10 protein-coding genes, 1 rRNA gene and 1 riboswitch are annotated in these 18,428 nt (G+C 53.1%); of the genes, 5 read left to right on the top strand and 6 right to left on the bottom strand.

Going from position 1 to position 18,428, the window contains the following annotated elements; genetic code table 11:
* Positions 1–37: 37 nt before the first annotated feature.
* Positions 38–1,981, bottom strand: coding sequence for an RNase E specificity factor CsrD (csrD, locus tag SPK40_RS17905; protein ID WP_330961418.1), 1,944 nt, complete (start codon positions 1,979–1,981; stop codon positions 38–40).
* Between the two features lie 201 nt (positions 1,982–2,182).
* On the opposite strand from csrD, the gene SPK40_RS17900 reads away from it, so the two are divergent.
* Positions 2,183–3,067: a LysR family transcriptional regulator gene (locus SPK40_RS17900; protein ID WP_330961417.1), complete on the top strand. Its 885-nt coding sequence runs from the start codon at positions 2,183–2,185 to the stop codon at positions 3,065–3,067.
* 133 nt (positions 3,068–3,200) lie between these two features.
* Here the strand turns inward: SPK40_RS17900 and SPK40_RS17895 are convergent, their stop codons facing one another.
* Complete coding sequence (locus tag SPK40_RS17895; protein WP_330961416.1) at positions 3,201–3,743, bottom strand: single-stranded DNA-binding protein; 543 nt, start codon at positions 3,741–3,743, stop codon at positions 3,201–3,203.
* Positions 3,744–3,992: 249 nt separating this feature from the next.
* Between SPK40_RS17895 and uvrA the strand changes: the two genes are divergently transcribed.
* On the top strand, positions 3,993–6,839 hold the full coding sequence (uvrA, locus tag SPK40_RS17890) for an excinuclease ABC subunit UvrA (RefSeq protein WP_330961415.1): 2,847 nt from the start codon (positions 3,993–3,995) through the stop codon (positions 6,837–6,839).
* A 71-nt stretch (positions 6,840–6,910) separates the two neighbouring features.
* Positions 6,911–8,689, top strand: coding sequence for a PglL family O-oligosaccharyltransferase (locus SPK40_RS17885; protein WP_330961414.1), 1,779 nt, complete (start codon positions 6,911–6,913; stop codon positions 8,687–8,689).
* Between the two features lie 49 nt (positions 8,690–8,738).
* Here SPK40_RS17885 and SPK40_RS17880 read toward each other — a convergent pair whose 3' ends face one another.
* The gene (locus SPK40_RS17880; RefSeq protein ID WP_330961413.1) at positions 8,739–9,857 is read right to left on the bottom strand and encodes a pyridoxal-phosphate-dependent aminotransferase family protein; all 1,119 of its coding nucleotides are present in this window, start codon (positions 9,855–9,857) and stop codon (positions 8,739–8,741) included.
* A gap of 253 nt (positions 9,858–10,110) precedes the next feature.
* A riboswitch (Lysine riboswitch) is annotated at positions 10,111–10,292 on the top strand.
* Between the two features lie 104 nt (positions 10,293–10,396).
* Here SPK40_RS17880 and lysC point away from each other — a divergent pair.
* Complete coding sequence (lysC, locus tag SPK40_RS17875) at positions 10,397–11,776, top strand: lysine-sensitive aspartokinase 3 (RefSeq protein ID WP_330961412.1); 1,380 nt, start codon at positions 10,397–10,399, stop codon at positions 11,774–11,776.
* A gap of 106 nt (positions 11,777–11,882) precedes the next feature.
* Here the strand turns inward: lysC and metH are convergent, their stop codons facing one another.
* The gene (gene metH / locus SPK40_RS17870; protein ID WP_330961411.1) at positions 11,883–15,551 is read right to left on the bottom strand and encodes a methionine synthase; all 3,669 of its coding nucleotides are present in this window, start codon (positions 15,549–15,551) and stop codon (positions 11,883–11,885) included.
* A gap of 199 nt (positions 15,552–15,750) precedes the next feature.
* Between metH and SPK40_RS17865 the strand changes: the two genes are divergently transcribed.
* Entirely contained in the window at positions 15,751–17,088 is a 1,338-nt protein-coding gene (locus tag SPK40_RS17865) for a cation:proton antiporter (RefSeq protein ID WP_330961410.1), read from the top strand.
* Between the two features lie 70 nt (positions 17,089–17,158).
* Here SPK40_RS17865 and metA read toward each other — a convergent pair whose 3' ends face one another.
* Together metA and rrf are read right to left on the bottom strand one after the other, a co-directional pair.
* Positions 17,159–18,100 carry a homoserine O-acetyltransferase MetA gene (gene metA / locus SPK40_RS17860; RefSeq protein WP_248143850.1) on the bottom strand — a complete coding sequence of 314 codons (942 nt, stop codon included), beginning with the start codon at positions 18,098–18,100 and terminating at the stop codon, positions 17,159–17,161.
* A gap of 219 nt (positions 18,101–18,319) precedes the next feature.
* Positions 18,320–18,428 (bottom strand): 5S ribosomal RNA (gene rrf / locus SPK40_RS17855); the annotation flags it as partial.

Below are 18,428 nucleotides of genomic sequence, written 5' to 3'. Positions count from 1 at the left end.
ATCACTCCAGGATGGTATTTTTTTAACCAGCAGAACCTCATCTTCTCTTTTTCATCGCAATTTGTGTCAAATCTCTCTCAGGCTCGAAAAAGCGGCCCTGACCACCATGAATCCCCAATTGCTGCAAGACCTGCCACTCTCTGGCGTTTTCCACGCCTACCGCAATCACCGCCACACCGGTATTGGCACAGGCACCCAACATACTGCGGACAAACAACTGGTTTTCCTGCCGCTGGTCAATTTCCCGGATCAGACTGCGGTGCAGTTTGATATAACTGATGTTCACGTCTTTGATGTAGTGAGTACTGACGATGGTTCTCCCGGCCTGATCGACTCCCAGACTGCATCCCAGACCAGTCAGCATTTTCAGAAAGGTACGGACAGCATCAATATGACGCGACAGATTCCGCTCCGGCACCTCAATGCTCAGCCGTTTCAGAACGGGCCGGGGCGTCTGAAGTAACTCATCCCTGAACCAGCGCACAAAAGCTTTATCCAGCAGGGATTCAACACTGACATTGACGGCGAAGTTATCCAGCGTCGGACCGTTTTTCAGCAGGTCCAGAGCCTGGCTGATCACCAGTTTATCCATCCGGACATGAAAGCCGACCTGTTCAACCGCCGGTAAAAAGCGGGAAGCTTTGAGCACCAGGCCATTTTCGTCCCGGATCCGGGCCAGTAATTCCCGGTGCAGCAGTGTTTTTCCTTCCGCCAGATACGCCGGTTGCTGGTAAAGCTGCGGCCCCCCCTGACTGAACACCCCGTCCAGCAATGTCCGCCAGCGCACGCTGCCCCGGGTATCTTCTCCCTGAGGATCTTTCTGGAACACGGACCAGCTGTTGGTTCCCTGCAGCTGAGCACTGCGCAGCGCCATGTCAGCTTCATCCATGATCCGGCCTCGTCGCTCGCCACTGGCAAAATAGGTCACCCCTATGTGGCACCAGTTATCACGATGCAGCGGCGCGGCAGGTGTCAGCCGTTCCAGCGCTTTCAGCAACTGACTTACAAACAGATTGATTTCCTTGCTGGGCTGCTGCAGCAGCATGATGGCAAACTCTGCCTCAAAATAACGGGATAACACGCTGTCCGGGTAACGCTGGATCATATTTGACAGCACCATGCCGACATCCTGGATCAGCTCATCTGCCACAATCTTACCTTTGGATAGCAGCAACTCTTCCCACTCGGAAATGCGGATCAGGATCACTGCACCGTGGTTGTCCTGATCCTGGACCACCGATTGCAGGCGGCTGTCAAATAACACCCGGTTTGCCGAACCGGTCAGTTGATCCAAAAATGTATGGGTACGGATGAAGGTATCAAACCGGCTGCGCTCCTGACGCGCATCTTTCAGTTCAGAGATCAGTTTATCGAGCGCCAGACTGGCCGTATCCGGCCACTCGAACTCCGAGCCTTTGGCAAAGTCATCCAGCTTACCGGCCAGCAGCATCCTGCCTCTTTCTTCAAGCAGCTCAGAACCATACAACTGACGTTTCAGCCAGTTCACGCCCCACACCAGACCGGCAATGATGATCATAATTGCCAGACTGATCGACGACATCGCCCCCAGCGAATACGTCAGCTCGGTATAAGGCGGGATCGACTGGATCCGGACGACATAGCCGGGGTTCTGCGTCAGCGGATAGTCTGTACGATAGAGAATATTGGGGTCATCAATTTTTTGCTGCCCCCGGAACTGGTAGACCGAACCGGCGTCGTTACTGACATCCAGTGTGACCACATTACTGGCCTTGAGCAATTTAGGCAGCCAGCGGTTCAGCGATTGTGAGCCTTGCGGTTCAATCATTTCCAGATCGATCACCTCAACGACTCCGGCCAGATAATGGTGCAGATAGTCCTGTCCCAGCTTACGAAAGCTGATCGCACCACCGATAAAAATGACAAACATGGCGCAGATGACAATAAGGGTGACGAAAGCGACCAAGCGATTGGTCAGCTTCATCCCTGAGGCTTTTCTCATTCAGTATCCAACTTTATTCAAAAAACATTTCAAAACCGACAGGCGCTGTGGTCAACTCATGCAGGTTGGTCAAAAATTTTAAAGCGACTGTTTCCACAGGAAAATACCACTGGTGGTCCGGAACGTCAGTGCCCGGTACGACACTTTGCTGATTTGTTACCCGGGGGTTACAAGCTCGCTTACCCATCTTATTGGAGAAACATGGACTGGATCACCTGCACCAAAAGTTTTGTCACTGTTGTGGAACAGGGTTCACTGGCCCAGGCAGCCAGCACACTCAATACATCCAGCTCAGCACTGTCCAAGCGGCTGTCCTGGCTGGAGAAACAGCTGGGCGTCCAGTTGCTCAAACGGACAACCCGCAACCTGACCGTGACCGAGGCAGGCAAAGTCTTCTATCGCCGCAGTGTTCACCTGCTCGATGACTGGCAGCAGATCCTGGCGGAAACCACCTCGACCTTTGGTGAGGTCCGGGGGGTACTGCGTATCGGCGCACCGCTGGCGACAGGCAGCCGGGTGCTGGTGCACTATCTGGATGAATTTCTGCAAACCTATCCCAATATTCAGGTCGAACTGCACACGGTTACGCCGGGCCAGCTGCCGGACCTGAATCTGGATGTGTTTATCAGCCGGGAGCTGACCGACTTTAATTCCACCAGCTATATTGCCACCCGGCTGTTCAGTTTTCAGGCCGGTTTCTATGCCTCGCCGGGGTACCTGGAAGACCGGCCGGCCATTGAAAGTCCGGAGCAGCTGACGCAGCACAACTGCCTGCTGTTCGGCAACCATGGTCATGAGCAGGAGCATATCTTTGAAAACAACCGCCGGTTGCGATTGCGCGGCAACTTTACCACACAAAACCCGGAAGCTCTGGTGGCAGCCGCAGTGGCTGGTATGGGTCTGATCCTGGTGGGTCAAAATACCGTCAAACGCGAACTGAGCAATGGCCTGCTGGTGCCGGTTTTACCCGAGCTCAAGCAGCCTCTGAATGCTGCTTACGCCTATTACCCCAAGCTGAATTACAATCACACCAAAACCAAGCTGTTTATTGATTTTATCAAGCAAAAAGCCGGGGCGTCAGGATAGGAAACAAGGCTTCCACTGCACTGCTGCATAGAGCCCAGAATGCGGGCACCAATCCTCCCAGCCACATGCAAAGAAAAGGCCCCTGATATCTCAGGGGCCTTCTTCAAATATTCAGTCAATCCCAAAGGGTTGATCAGAATGGAATATCGTCGTCGAAATCCATTGGTGGTTCATTGTACTGAGGCTGAGACTGCTGAGGCGCAGACTGTTGCTGCGGCGCATAGCTCTGCTGTTGCTGTTGCTGTTGCTGTGGCTGTGGCTGCTGAGGCTGACCCCAACCGCCCTGCTGCTGCTGGCCACCCATTGGGGCACCCTGACCGCCCTGACGGCCGCCCAGCATTTGCATCACACCGTTAAAGCCCTGAACCACAACTTCAGTGGTGAAGCGATCCTGACCGCTCTGATCCTGCCACTTACGGGTTTGCAGCTGACCTTCGATATAAACCTGAGATCCTTTCCGTAGGTACTCACCAGCAACTTCAGCCAGCTTGCCGAACAGCACAACACGGTGCCACTCAGTTTTTTCACGCTGCTCGCCGGTCGCTTTGTCACGCCATGTTTCAGAAGTAGCAATGGTAATATTTGCTACTGCACCGCCGTTTGGCATATAACGGATTTCAGGATCATTGCCTAAGTTACCTACCAGGATAACTTTATTCACGCCACGACTGGCCATAGTTCACTCCAGGTTTTCGCTGTTGAGGTTGCCAATCAGGCTCCCTTCTCTCATTCAAAGTTTAAACTTAATTGTCGAGTTTAACATGGTGGGCCCCTGCAGGCATAGGGCAACATCACCCATTCCATGTTCAGACCGAATGCATAAAAGACGATCAAAGCACTGTGTTTTTATACAGTCAAGTCTTTTAAGCCTTTCGGGGCTATGCGATAATGCAGACCAATTTATTCAGCGCTGATGACTGCAACCATGGATAAGATCGAAGTCAGGGGTGCCCGCACCCACAATCTCAAAAATATCAACCTGACTATCCCCCGGGATAAACTGATTGTGATTACCGGCCTGTCAGGTTCCGGCAAGTCTTCCCTGGCCTTCGATACCCTGTATGCCGAAGGTCAGCGACGCTATGTCGAGTCATTGTCGGCTTATGCCCGCCAGTTCCTGTCACTGATGGAAAAACCGGATGTCGACCACATTGAAGGTCTGTCACCAGCCATTTCCATCGAGCAGAAATCAACGTCGCACAACCCGCGTTCAACCGTTGGTACCATTACCGAAATCTACGACTATCTGCGTCTGTTGTTTGCCCGGGTCGGCGAACCGCGTTGTCCGACCCATGATGTCCCGCTGGCCGCCCAGACCATCAGCCAGATGGTCGATAAAGTGCTGACGCTGCCAGAAGGCAGTAAGCTGATGCTGCTGGCCCCGATCGTGAAAGAACGGAAAGGCGAGCACCTGAAAACCCTAGCCAATCTGTCAGCTCAGGGCTATATCCGTGCCCGGATTGACGGGGAAGTCTGCGATCTGTCCGATCCGCCGACACTGGAATTACACAAAAAGCACACCATTGAAGTTGTCGTGGATCGCTTTAAAGTCCGCGATGATCTCCAGCAGCGTCTGGCGGAATCCTTTGAAACGGCGCTGGAACTGTCCGGCGGGACCGTCGTGATCAGCCCGATGGACGACTGTGACATGGAAGAGCTGATCTTTTCCGCGAACTTTGCCTGTCCCCATTGTGGCTACAGCATGCGTGAACTGGAACCACGCCTGTTCTCCTTCAACAACCCGGCCGGTGCCTGCGGAACCTGTGACGGACTGGGCGTACAGCAGTACTTTGACCCGGTTCGAGTCGTTCAGAATAAAGAGCTGAGTCTGGCCGGCGGTGCGATTCGCGGCTGGGATAAGCGCAACTATTATTATTTCCAGATGCTGAGCTCACTGGCTGAGCATTACGATTTCGATGTCGAAGCCCCCTTTAACACCCTGCCGAACAGAGTACAGAAAGTCCTGCTGCAAGGGTCGGGGACGACCAACATCGAATTCAAGTACATCAATGATCGCGGCGATGTCACGGTGCGCCGCCACCCGTTTGAGGGCATCCTCAACAACATGGAGCGCCGATACCGCGAAACTGAATCCAATGCGGTTCGGGAAGATCTGGTCAAATATATCTCAACCAAACCCTGTGCCAGCTGTCACGGCTCCCGCCTGCGTGAAGAAGCGCGTCATGTCTTTATCGAGCAGACCAACCTGCCTCATGTCAGCGAGATGAGCATCAGTCAGGCACTGGATTTCTTCACCGAGCTGACCCTGGAAGGCCAGCGTGCACAAATTGCCGATAAAATCCTGAAGGAAATCAATGACCGTCTGACCTTTCTGGTCAACGTCGGCCTGAACTACCTCAACCTGTCGCGCAGTGCTGAAACCCTGTCGGGCGGTGAAGCCCAGCGGATCCGTCTGGCCAGCCAGATCGGGGCTGGTCTGGTCGGAGTCATGTATGTGCTGGATGAACCCTCGATTGGCCTCCACCAGCGTGATAATGAACGTCTGCTCAGTACCCTGACCCGCCTGCGCGATCTGGGGAACACCGTGCTGGTCGTCGAGCACGATGAAGATGCGATTCGCTGCGCCGATCATATTATTGATATCGGTCCGGGCGCCGGCGTCCACGGCGGCCAGGTCATTGCCGAGGGGACACTGGACGACATTCTGTCTTCTCAGGAATCTCTGACCGGTCACTACCTGAGCGGTAAAAAACAGATTGAAGTTCCGGCTGAGCGGACCCCGATGGATACAGAGAAAATCGTCCAGCTGACCGGTGCCCGCGGCAACAACCTGAAAAAGGTAGATGTCTCAATCCCGGTTGGTCTGATGACCTGTGTCACCGGTGTCTCCGGCTCGGGCAAATCCACCCTGATCAACGACACCTTCTTCCGGATCGCCCACCATGAACTGAATGGTGCCACTTCCGGCGAACCGGCGCCATATGACGATATTCAGGGACTGGAACATCTGGACAAGGTGATCGACATCGATCAGAGCCCAATCGGCCGGACACCACGCTCTAATCCGGCGACCTATACCGGTATCTTTACCCCGATCCGTGAGCTGTTTTCAGGGACGCAGGAATCCCGTTCCCGGGGTTACAAACCGGGCCGCTTCAGTTTTAACGTGAAAGGCGGCCGCTGCGAGGCCTGCCAGGGCGACGGGGTGATCAAAGTTGAGATGCACTTCCTGCCGGATGTTTATGTGCCTTGTGACAGCTGTAAAGGCAAGCGCTACAACCGGGAAACTCTGGAAGTGAAGTATAAAGGCAAAGCCATTGACGAAGTTCTGGAGATGACGGTCGAAGACGCCCGGACATTTTTTGATCCTGTCCCCGCAATTGCCCGAAAACTGCAAACCCTGATGGATGTCGGTTTATCCTATATTCGTCTGGGTCAGGCTGCGACCACCTTGTCCGGCGGAGAAGCGCAACGGGTGAAACTTGCACGTGAGCTGTCCAAGCGCGATACAGGTAAGACCCTGTATATTCTGGATGAACCAACAACCGGGCTGCACTTCCACGACATTCAGCAACTGCTGAGCGTACTGCATAAACTGCGCGATCACGGCAACACCATTGTGGTCATTGAACACAATCTTGACGTGATCAAAACCGCAGACTGGATCATTGATCTGGGACCGGAAGGCGGCAACGGCGGTGGTGAAATCATTGCCTCGGGTACACCGGAACAGGTTGCGGAAGTGGCCGGGTCGCATACAGCCCGCTTCCTCAAGCCCCTGTTACCGGCACTGGCCGCTCAGCAGGCTTAATTATAAAAACAATCTTTGTCAGGCTGGTCACCAGCCTGATTTTTTGACGATATGTCGAGGGACCGGACAACGTGACAGTCATTCAATTACGGGGCACCCGACTGGCTGCTGCCACGATCAGCAAACCCCTGACGCGCCCCTTTATCCTGGCGCTGACTTTCCTGTTTCTGCTGACCATGCACTACTTTCAGCACAATCAGGGAGGGTCCGGACTCGAGCTCCCGTTCAATGTAAGCAGCTGGATTCCGTTCAGTTTTGCCATCGCGATTGGTTTCCTGGAAATCAGCCGTCAGAAAATCCTGCGCTATTCACGCCTGACGCTGGTGCTCTTTCTCTGCTGCCTCCTGCTGACTCTTCCGGTCTTTTATCCGGAGGCGAGCCCTCAGGCAGCAGCCAACCGACTGTTTGCGCTCTGGGCTGGCTGGCTGTTTTTTGTTGCACTTCAGCAATTTGCTTTCAGCCAGAAACAGCGTCAGCAAATTCTGTGGCTGATCCTCAAAGCGGTCTGGTTACAAACAGCGCTGGCCTGGTATCAGTTTCTCTGGATCTCTCCCGAGAATGCCATAGGGTATAACACAGACATCAACCGACCTTACGGCATCTTTCAGCAACCCAATGTCATGGCCAGTTTTCTGGCCACCGGCCTGATCCTGTCTGCCTATCTGCTGGCCCGCCAGCCCGCATATCAGCGCCGCTGGACACTGGCTCAGCTGGGGCTTATGCTGACGCCGGTTGCCATTGTGCCCATGCTGATTGTTCTCAGCTCACGGACCGGCTGGCTTGCAGCTGTCGTCGGGGTATTGCTGATCCTGCCGTACCTGACCCAGTTTGCCGCCCGAGCAAAATGGCGTATGTGGTTACTGATGGTCATGATGGGGCTGAGTCTGGCCTGGAACCTGACCAGTACACTGCAATGGTCTCCACAGCCGGGCCGAGTCTCTCTGGAAAGTGCCCGGACAGTGATCTACCCACAAGTCACAGAGATGTTCCTGCATGCGCCCATGCGGGGCGTCGGATACGGCAATTTCGAACATGCCTATCTGATGCAGACGGCGCAATGGCATCAGGCCGATCCAGCGCAGCCTTACGGATTGGCCGGTCTGGACCATCCGCACAACGAACTGCTGTTCTGGGCCAGTGAAGGCGGGATCCTGCCGCTGCTGGCGCTGCTCATTGCAGCCGCCGCCGTGCTGGCAAAAATAAGGCGCGCCCCGGCCAATACCCAGCTGGCACTGGTGGCCCTGTTGTTCCCGATCACGTTGCACACCCAGCTGGAGTATCCGTTCTACCACTCACTGGTTCATTGGGTGGTCTTTCTGTTTCTGCTGTACTGGATCGACTCGCTGAGCGCCAAGTATTTCAAACAGCCGCTGCGGTTTCACCAGCCATTCAAAGTTGGGGGGAGCCTGCTGCCCGCCTGTATCAGCGCATTTATGCTCACGACACTCTACTCCGGGGCGATGCTGACCCGCTTTGAAGCCACTTCACCGCCCGATCTGACTGCCCTTGAGAAAGTGAACAATACCTGGGCCTGGCGACACCGGTTCGAATGGGATTTTTATCAGACCCAGCTGAAAGTAGGGATTCACCAGAACAACCATGAGCTGATACAGGGATTTATCACCTGGGCTGATCACATGGCCCGGGAGTTACCGCGCCCGATTCTGTATCAGTATCTGATCCGCGCCCATCAGGCACTGGACAATCACCGCCAGGCTGAACATGTACGGGAAGAGGCCCGGTACCTGTTCCCGGGGCTGGATTTCACAGAGCAGGCATTGCCGGTATTTGCTCAGCCTGCTCTGGAAACAGAAAACGATCAGGCCAGCCTTGGGAATACACAAGGTTAAACCAGACAAAAACGGCTGCCACGGCAGCCGTTTGTCCATCCGTTACCGGTTATTTCAATACATCTTCCAACGCTTTCAGACACAGCGCCACATTTTCATTGCGGGCAGCATACCCCATCAGTCCGATACGCCAAGCCTTTCCGGCCAGCGCCCCCAGACCCGCGCCAATTTCCAGATTATATTTTTCCAGCAGGGTCTGACGCACTTTGGCATCATCCACACCATCAGGAATGTAGACCGCGTTGAGTTGCGGCAAACGGCTCTTTTCCTCAACAACAAAACGAATTCCCATGGCTTCCAGGCCTTCACGCAGCGACTGATGCATCTCAGCGTGACGCTGCCAGGCATTTTCCAGCCCTTCATTTTGCAGACGGACCAGCGCTTCATGCAATGCGTACAGGCTGTTCACCGGCGCTGTATGATGGTAACTCCGCTTGCCTTCGCCGCTCCAGTATGCCAGAACCAGGCTCTGGTCCAGGAACCAGCTCTGTACCGGTGTCTTACGCTGCTGAATGGCCTCAACCGCACGGGGAGAAAAAGTCAGCGGAGACAGCCCCGGCACACAGGACAGACATTTCTGACTGCCGGAGTACACCGCATCGAGCTGCCATTCATCCACTTTGAGCGGCACACCACCCAGTGACGTCACCGCATCCACAATCGTCAGGCAGCCATGTTCACGTGCCAGTTTCGACAACGTTTCGGCATCACTGAGCGCTCCGGTGGAGGTTTCCGCATGAACAAAGGCCAGGATCTTGGCATCCGGATGGGCTTTCAGTGCCGCCTCAACAGCCAACGGATCAACCGGCTCGCCCCATTCGTTATCCACCAGCACGGCTTCACCACCGCAGCGAACAACATTTTCCCGCATCCGATCGCCAAAGACCCCGTTGCGGCAGACAATCACCTTATCGCCCGGCTCGACCAGATTAACAAAACACGCTTCCATCCCGGCACTGCCCGGCGCAGAGACGGCAATGGTAAACGGGTTCGTGGTCTGAAATGCATACTGAAGCAAGACTTTCAGTTCATCCATCATTCCGATGAATAATGGGTCAAGATGGCCCAAAGTCGGGCGACTGAGCGCCTGCAGCACCTGAGGATAAATATCTGAAGGGCCGGGTCCCATCAGGGTACGCTGCGGCGGATAAAAACTCTGAATTGTCATGGGGCCTCCATTGGCATGGTTGCTGAAATCCCTATCAATCAGCACGTTAAATATGATTTGCAACGGTCATATCGGTTCAGTATCGCAACCGAGCATAACAGAACCGGACGCCGCAGAAATGACAGAGACAAATTTCTGCAGGATCAGTAACAATAACGGCACAGAAAAATGCATTCAGGCATTGACAAAGCCCCCCTGCTCCTATTCAATAAGGGCAATTTTTGTTCACCCTGAAAGAGCTCATTTTTCAGGTGAAAACGGAAGAGGCGCGTTATCCAGGTATCTATGCGGCGGGGCCCCACCCCAAAGCACCATAGAGAGGGGGAGCAACGCCGAGATACGGTGAGACAGGGGGCTTGCCGTATCGGCTTTGAAGGTTGAATCCTTCTGGCTGTCACCTGCAGCATCAAGCACAGGTGGAGAGCTTCTGGTCGCAGCAGTCTTTTCATGTCTCGCCGAACGGCTCTTCTGACATCAAGTCGGAAAGATTCCCCAAATTTTGCCCCATGACTTTACGCTTTGTTTAGTGGGAGATCATTTTGAGCCCTGTACATTTTTCTTCAGCGCAGAACGCTGAAATTACTGTCGCAAAATTTGGCGGCACAAGTGTGGCCGATTACGTAGCAATGAGCCGCAGTGCCAAGATCGTGATGAATAATCCGAATACCAAGCTGGTTTTAATCAGTGCGTGCTCCGGTGTGACCAATATTCTGGTCGAACTGGCCAACGGCGTCGCTGATGCTGAGCACCGTACCAGCCTGATGGAGCGCCTGCGTGCCATCCATCACAGTGTACTGGCGGACCTGCAGCAACCAGAAGCCGTTGCCGGAAAGATTGAGGCGCTGCTGGATCAGGTTGCAGAGATTGCAACTCAGACCGCAGTCCAGAAATCTGCTGAACTGACCGATCAACTGGTCGCGAACGGCGAACTGCTGTCAACTTACCTGTTTACCCAAATTATGTGCGAAATGGGTGCCGATGCCGTGCGCTATGATATCCGTGACGTCATGCGTACCGACAGCCGTTTCGGAAAAGCCAGCCCGGAACCTGAGATGATCCGTCAGCTGACAGAAGAAAAGCTGTTGCCATTGCTGCAGGATAACATTGTGGTTTCTCAAGGCTTCATCGGCAGTGATGAACTGGGCCGTACCACAACGCTGGGCCGCGGCGGCAGCGACTACAGCGCCGCGCTGATGGCTGAAGCGATCGATGCCGGTACGCTGGAAATCTGGACTGACGTCCCTGGGATGTATACCACCGATCCGCGTATTGCCCCGAAAGCGACGCCTATCAAGGAAATCAGCTTCAGCGAAGCTTCTGAGATGGCAAACTTTGGTGCCAAAATTCTTCACCCGTCTACACTGATCCCGGCGGTTCGCCGTCAGATCCCTGTGTTTGTGGGCTCTTCCAAAGCACCAGAGCAAGGCGGGACCTGGATCCGTAAATCGGTCAGTGATGCCCCCCTGTTCCGTGCGCTGGCCCTGCGCAACAATCAGACTCTGATCACCCTGACCAGTCTGAACATGTTTCATGCTTACGGCTTCCTGGCGGAAGTGTTCCGTATTCTGGCTGAACACAAAGTTTCAGTCGATCTGATTTCGACTTCTGAAGTCAGCGTTTCTCTGACCATGGATCAGACGGAAACTGGCGGCGGCGCGCCAACGCTTCCTCCGGGAGCACATGCGGCCCTCAGCGAGCTGTGCCGAGTTGAGATCGAACAGGATCTGTGTCTGATCTCTCTGATCGGAAACCGCATGAGCCAGACCGCAGGTTCCGTCAGCACTGTCTTCAACACGTTGGATGAATACAAGCTGCGGATGATTTGTTACGGTGCCAGCCCGCACAACCTGTGCTTCCTGGTGAAAACCGAACACGCACTTCCGATTGCCCAGAATCTGCACAGTAAGATTTTCGAGTAATCCGAACCTGACCGATCAAACAAGGCGCTCTGTGAGCGCCTTTTTTAATATCTTACGAAACCTTTGATGCGGCCACCGGATTCAGATGGCCGATAGCTGAGGTGCCTCAGAGATTTGGACCGAGCCATTTCTCGGCTTCAACCTCATCCCAGCCTTTGCGCTCAGCATAGCTCAGCATCTGATCCCGCTGAATCTGTGCAACCGCAAAATAGCGGGACTCCGGATGCGAGAAATACCAGCCCGACACTGCCGCGCCCGGCCACATCGCGAAGCTTTCTGTCAGTTGCATCCCGGTGTTGGCTTCCGCATCCAGCAATTTCCAGATTTCACCTTTTTCAGTGTGCTCCGGACAGGCCGGATAGCCCGGTGCCGGACGGATCCCCTGATATTTCTCACGGATCAGATCTTCATTTTCCAGATTTTCATCCGGCGCATAACCCCAGATTTCCTTGCGCACCTGCTCGTGCATACATTCGGCAAACGCTTCGGCAAGACGATCGGCCACCGCCTGAATCATGATGGCATTATAATCATCCCCTTTGGCTTTAAACTGCTCGGCAATCTCGTACTCACCAATCCCGCCAGTCACGGCAAAGGCACCAATCCAGTCAGCTTTCCCGCTGTCTTTCGGGGCCACATAATCTGACAAACAGTAATTCGGCCCTTTCGGTTTCTCCGTCTGCTGCCGCAGACCACGCAGTATCGTCAGAACCTGAGCCCGGCTTTCATCCGTGTAAACCTCAATATCATCACCAATGTTATTGGCCGGGAACAGACCGCACACGCCATTGGCTTTGATCATGCCGGTTGCTTCGATCTCATCCAGCAGCTGATTGGCATCATCGAACAGCCGCTGCGCCTCTTTCCCGACGACTTCATGGCGAAGGATAGTCGGATATTTACCGCTCAGCGACCAGGTCATAAAGAAAGGTGTCCAGTCGATATAACGACGCAAGGTGGCGATATTGAAATCCTTGAATACATGGATTCCCGGTTGTTTAGGAACCGGCGGCGTATAACTGTTCCAGTCAATTGCCACTTTATTGGCACGTGCAGCTTCCAGGCTGACCGGCGCGCTGCGCGGACGCTTACGTGCATGCTGCTCACGCACCACTTCGTATTCCTGATCCAGACGTTCGACAAACGCAGGCCGTTGTGTCTCAGATAACAATGCCGCACATACCCCGACGGCTCTGGATGCATTGGACACATACACCACGGGCGCATGGTAATTCTGTTCGATTTTCACGGCAGTGTGTGCTTTAGACGTTGTTGCGCCGCCAATCAGCAGTGGGATCTCAAAGCCCTGACGCTCCATCTCTTTTGCTACATGAACCATTTCATCCAGAGATGGCGTGATCAGGCCGGATAGACCGATAATATCGACATTCTCTTCCCGGGCAACTTTCAGAATCTTATCGCAGGGCACCATCACCCCGAGGTCAATAATCTCGAAGTTATTACACTGCAACACCACGCCGACAATGTTCTTTCCGATGTCGTGCACGTCACCTTTCACAGTTGCCAGCAAGATTTTTCCGTTACTCTTGCCAGCCTGCTTTTCGGCATTGATGTACGGCTCCAGATAGGCCACAGCCTGTTTCATCACGCGGGCAGATTTCACAACCTGTGGCAGGAACATTTTTCCTTCACCGAACAGGTCACCGACCACGTTCATCCCTGCCATCAGCGGTCCTTCAATGACCTCCAGCGGTTTGCTGGCCTGCTGGCGGGCTTCTTCCGTATCTTCAACAATAAACTCAGTAATACCTTTGACCAGCGCATGCGCCAGACGCTTATCGACCGGCCAGCTGCGCCATTCTGCTGCGGTTTTATCTTCCACAGCTTCGCCGCTGCCCCGGTATTTATCTGCTAAATCCAGTAGCCGCTCTGTCGAATCATCACGGCGGTTGAGGACCACATCTTCCACAGCCACACGCAGCTCGTCCGGCAGGTCGTCGTAAATCGCCAGCTGACCGGCATTCACGATCCCCATATCCATTCCGTTCTTGAAGCAGTGATACAGGAAAACGGCATGAATCGCTTCACGCACCGGCTCATTGCCACGGAACGAGAACGAGACATTCGACACACCACCTGACACCATGGCATGCGGCAGGGTACGCTTGATATCCCCGACGGCTTCAATGAAATCCACGGCGTAGTTATTGTGCTCTTCAATTCCTGTCGCGACCGCAAAGATATTCGGGTCAAAAATAATATCTTCCGGCGGGAAACCCACTTCATCGACCAGCACACGATACGCATTGGTACAGATTTCGATCTTCCGCTCACGGGTATCCGCCTGACCCACCTCATCGAACGCCATGACGATCACCGCCGCACCGTAGCGACGGATTAATTTAGCCTGCTCAACAAATTTCTCTTTGCCTTCCTTGAGTGAGATTGAGTTAACAATCGGCTTACCCTGAACACATTTCAGACCCGCTTCAAGGATTTCCCACTTAGACGAGTCAATCATAATGGGGACGCGGGAAATTTCCGGTTCAGAGGCACACAGGTTCAGAAACCGCACCATGGCAGCTTCCGCATCCAGCATACCTTCGTCCATATTGATATCGATGATCTGCGCACCAGCCTCTACCTGCTGACGCGCCACTTCCAGTGCCTCGTCATAAAGTTCTTCTTTGATCAGACGGCGGAATCGGGCCGAACCAGTCACATTGGTACGCTCGCCGACATTGACGAACAGAGTTTCTTTTTCGATGGTCAGGGGTTCCAGACCAGACAACCGGCAGGCCACGGGTAATTCAGGCAACTTCCTTGGCGGAATATTTGCCGTCACACGGGCCATTTCACGAATGTGCTCAGGTGTGGTCCCGCAGCAGCCCCCCACCAGATTGAGGAAACCGGACTCCGCCCATTCCCGGATATGCTCGGCCATCTCATCTGCTTCCAGGTCATATTCCCCAAAGGCGTTTGGCAGACCGGCGTTCGGGTGCGCTGACACAGCACATTCAGAGATCCGAGACAGTTCTTCAACATACTGACGCAGTTCATCCGGGCCCAGTGCGCAGTTCAGACCGAAAGAGATCGGTTTGACGTGCCGGAGTGAGTTATAGAAAGCTTCGGTCGTTTGACCGGACAAGGTACGGCCGGAGGCATCGGTGATCGTCCCGGAAATCATCACCGGCAGACTTTGTCCCAGCGCTTCGAATACCGACTCCACCGCAAAGGCACAGGCTTTTGCATTCAGCGTGTCAAAAATAGTTTCAATCAGAATGATATCGGCACCGCCCTCAATCAGAGCACGGGTCGATTCAGAATACGCCTCAACCAGCTGGTCAAAGCTTACATTGCGGTATCCCGGATCGTTCACATCCGGAGAAATAGAGCAGGTACGGTTGGTCGGGCCAAGAACACCAGCCACAAAACGCGGTTTGTCCGGTGTTTTTGCGGTCCACTCATCTGCAACCTGACGGGCCAGCCTCGCGGCCGCCAGGTTGATTTCGGCACTCAGACTTTCCATGTCGTAGTCTGCCATCGCAATTGTGGTGGCATTGAAAGTGTTGGTTTCGAGGATATCGGCCCCGGCCTCCAGGTAAGCAGCGTGAATATCCTTGATCAACTGCGGCTGAGTCAGGACCAGCAGGTCATTGTTTCCTTTCAGGTCCGAATGCCAGTCGGCAAAACGCTCACCCCGGTAATCCTGCTCATCCAGCTTATAGCTCTGGATCATGGTGCCCATCCCGCCATCGATGATCAGGATCTGCTCATTTAATCGCTTGTGTAATAATTCCGTTCCCTTCGACACTGCTTACTTCCTTACACTTAAACTTGTCAGCTGCTATCATCCTATCACAGCCTGATTGGAAATCTAGACGTCTATACATCGTTTGCGCAAACTAATTCTTCACCGATCAGCTCAAAGTTTTTATGGCTATCACAGGCCCGAACATTTATATTCTGTCACAATTTTTGCTTAACACTTTTCCAACAGATGAGGATCAAGGATGTCGGTATACAGTACCCTCTGTTTTCTCGCCGCTGCCGCGATGGCTATTGCATTTATTAATCATAAGATAGGCAAAATGCAAACCACCATTGCCATCACTGCCGGCGCCATTGTTTTATCGCTCGGTATCGTGATCGCGGGTCACAATGGCTGGTTTCACCTGGAAGAAATCGCCGCAGAGCAGTTGGGACAGATCGACTTCGAAAGCTTCTTGCTGAAAGGGATTCTCGGCTTTCTGCTTTTCGCCGGCGGTCTGGGTATCAAGCTGCCTCACCTCGAAGATCAAAAGTGGGAAATTGCCATCCTGGCACTTGGCGCTACCCTGTTTTCCACCTTTTTTATCGGCGGTGCGCTCTGGTGGATTTGCCAGACCGTGGGCATCCAGTTTGACCTGATCTACTGCCTGCTGTTCGGTGCGCTGATTTCTCCGACGGACCCGATTGCTGTGCTTGCAATTGTTAAAAAATTGCATGCGCCTCGCCGGATTTCAACTCAGATCGAAGGCGAGTCGCTCTTCAACGATGGTTTCGGTCTGGTCATTTTTGTCACCCTGTTCACCATCGCTTTTGGTGATGAGGCACCAACCGTGCTGGGCGTTGGCCACCTGTTCTTACAGGAAGCCATCGGCGGGATCACTTACGGTTTTGTTTTAGGCCTGCTTTTCCACTATCTGATCAGCTCAACCGACGATCACTCCATGGAGTTACTGCTGACTCTGGGTGTCCCGACCGCCGGTTATGCTTTTGCTGATGTCATTCATGTCTCAGGCCCGCTGGCCATGGTTGTTTCCGGCATCATGATCGGCAACTGGACCCGTTATATTGGTTTCTCCAAAGAAAGTGAGGACCACCTGGATCACTTCTGGGAGCTTGTTGATGAATTCCTGAATGGCGTGCTATTCCTGTTGATCGGTATGAGCATGCTGTCTTTCAGCTTCCACGAAGAAGACTGGACGCTGATGGTCATTGCAGTGCCGCTGGTCCTGCTGGCCCGTTACCTGAGTGTCAAACTCTCTTATGTCGGCTTTAAACGATTCCGGAAGTACAACCCTGAGTCGGTGAAGATCCTAACCTGGGGTGGCCTGCGTGGCGGACTGGCACTGGCCATGGCGATGGCGATTCCGGCTGGTGTCATTGTTATCCCGGAAAAAAATATTGACGTTAAAGAGCTGATTCTGGTGATGACCTATGCGGTTGTGGTGTTCTCGATCCTGATCCAGGGCTCAACCATTACTCCAATGATTGAAAAGGCAAAAATCTGGGAAGCTAAACATGGCGGGGACAGCGAGCGGGCTGTCGCGTCACATCAGCAACCTGAAACGAATCCAAAATCTTAACGTTTATCGCCCTTCAAAAAAGACCTGCAATCGCAGGTCTTTTTTTGTTTGTCATCTTGTCGTGAAACACTCAGTCATCTTTGGTGAACTTGTCTTCTGAGAAATGTTCCAGATCGTATGGTGTCTGCTGGTAAACGCAGTAATTGAGCCAATTCGAAAAAAGCAGATGCCCGTGGCTGCGCCAGCTGGCAACCGGTTCATTGTCCGGATTATCGTCCTTATAATAATTCACAGGCAAACATGGCTCCATGCCTTCACCCAAGTCCCGCATATATTCAAGATGTAACGTCTTCGCATCATACTCTGGATGACCTGTGACGAAGACATTTCGTTTATCCTTCGTTGTTGCCAGATAAACCCCTGCCTGCTCAGATGTCGCTAAGAGATCCAAATCCGTGTGCTGCGTGAGGAAATCTGGTGAAAAATCAGCATAACGGGAATGTGGTGCAAGAAAGGTATCATCAAAGCCTCGTAACAAAGGATGATGCGGATGATGGATGCTATGGGTGTAGATGCCGGACAGCTTTTCTTTTCGGGTTCGCTTCGGTAAATCATACATCAGCTTCAGGCCGGCCTGAGCAGCCCAGCAGACATACATCGTTGAAGTGACATGTCCCTTCGCCCAATTGAGAATCGTCTGGATCTCTTCCCAGTACAGAACATCCTCAAACTGTACCAGCCCCAGCGGTGCTCCTGTGACAATCAGACCATCGAAATTTCGGTCTTTCACCATTTCAAACTGACGATAAAAGGTATCCAGGTGTTCGGTGGGTGTATTCTTCGTCGGACGATTATCAATTCGTAATAACTCCACATCAACCTGCAACGGACTGTTTGATAACAGACGCAAAAACTGCGTTTCTGTTTCAATCTTTTTTGGCATCAGATTAAGCAACAACACTTTCAGCGGACGTATTCCCTGACTGGCTGCCCGTTTTTCTGACATGACGAAAATATTCTCTCCCCTGAGAATATCAGTAGCCGGTAACTGGTCAGGAATTTTAATGGGCATGTTCACACTCTCCCTAAGATGTTTAGACGTCCAGATACCCAAAAATTATAGAATTTCACGCATGACTGCAAGCAATACCGCATTAAAAGAATTATAGATAGAGGGATATGAATGAAGAAAACTAATGAAAACAGTTCATTTTCAAGCAGTAAGCCTGAACTGAAGTCATAAGCGGCAGAAATGAAAAAACCCAGCCGAAGGCTGGGTTTTAAAAGGGTGACTTAGCGATGTCCTACTCTCACATGGGGAGACCCCACACTACCATCGGCGCTTCTGCGTTTCACGTCTGAGTTCGGCATGGGATCAGGTGGTTCCACAGCGCTATGGT

Source organism: Photobacterium sp. 53610, from assembly GCF_036409375.1.
In the GTDB taxonomy this organism is placed as follows: Bacteria; Pseudomonadota; Gammaproteobacteria; order Enterobacterales; family Vibrionaceae; genus Photobacterium.
The sequence above is the reverse complement of the archived record's forward strand: the minus strand, read 5'-3'. Positions and strand labels throughout refer to the sequence as shown.

What these genes read in the sequence shown, in the direction of transcription:
- uvrA (WP_330961415.1), top strand. Translation starts at nt 3,993, where the DNA reads ATGGATAAGATCGAAGTCAGGGGTGCCCGCACCCACAATCTCAAAAAT.
- metA (WP_248143850.1), bottom strand. Translation starts at nt 18,100, where the DNA reads ATGCCCATTAAAATTCCTGACCAGTTACCGGCTACTGATATTCTCAGG.
- csrD (WP_330961418.1), bottom strand. Translation starts at nt 1,981, where the DNA reads ATGAGAAAAGCCTCAGGGATGAAGCTGACCAATCGCTTGGTCGCTTTC.
- SPK40_RS17865 (WP_330961410.1), top strand. Translation starts at nt 15,751, where the DNA reads ATGTCGGTATACAGTACCCTCTGTTTTCTCGCCGCTGCCGCGATGGCT.
- SPK40_RS17880 (WP_330961413.1), bottom strand. Translation starts at nt 9,857, where the DNA reads ATGACAATTCAGAGTTTTTATCCGCCGCAGCGTACCCTGATGGGACCC.
- SPK40_RS17900 (WP_330961417.1), top strand. Translation starts at nt 2,183, where the DNA reads ATGGACTGGATCACCTGCACCAAAAGTTTTGTCACTGTTGTGGAACAG.
- SPK40_RS17895 (WP_330961416.1), bottom strand. Translation starts at nt 3,743, where the DNA reads ATGGCCAGTCGTGGCGTGAATAAAGTTATCCTGGTAGGTAACTTAGGC.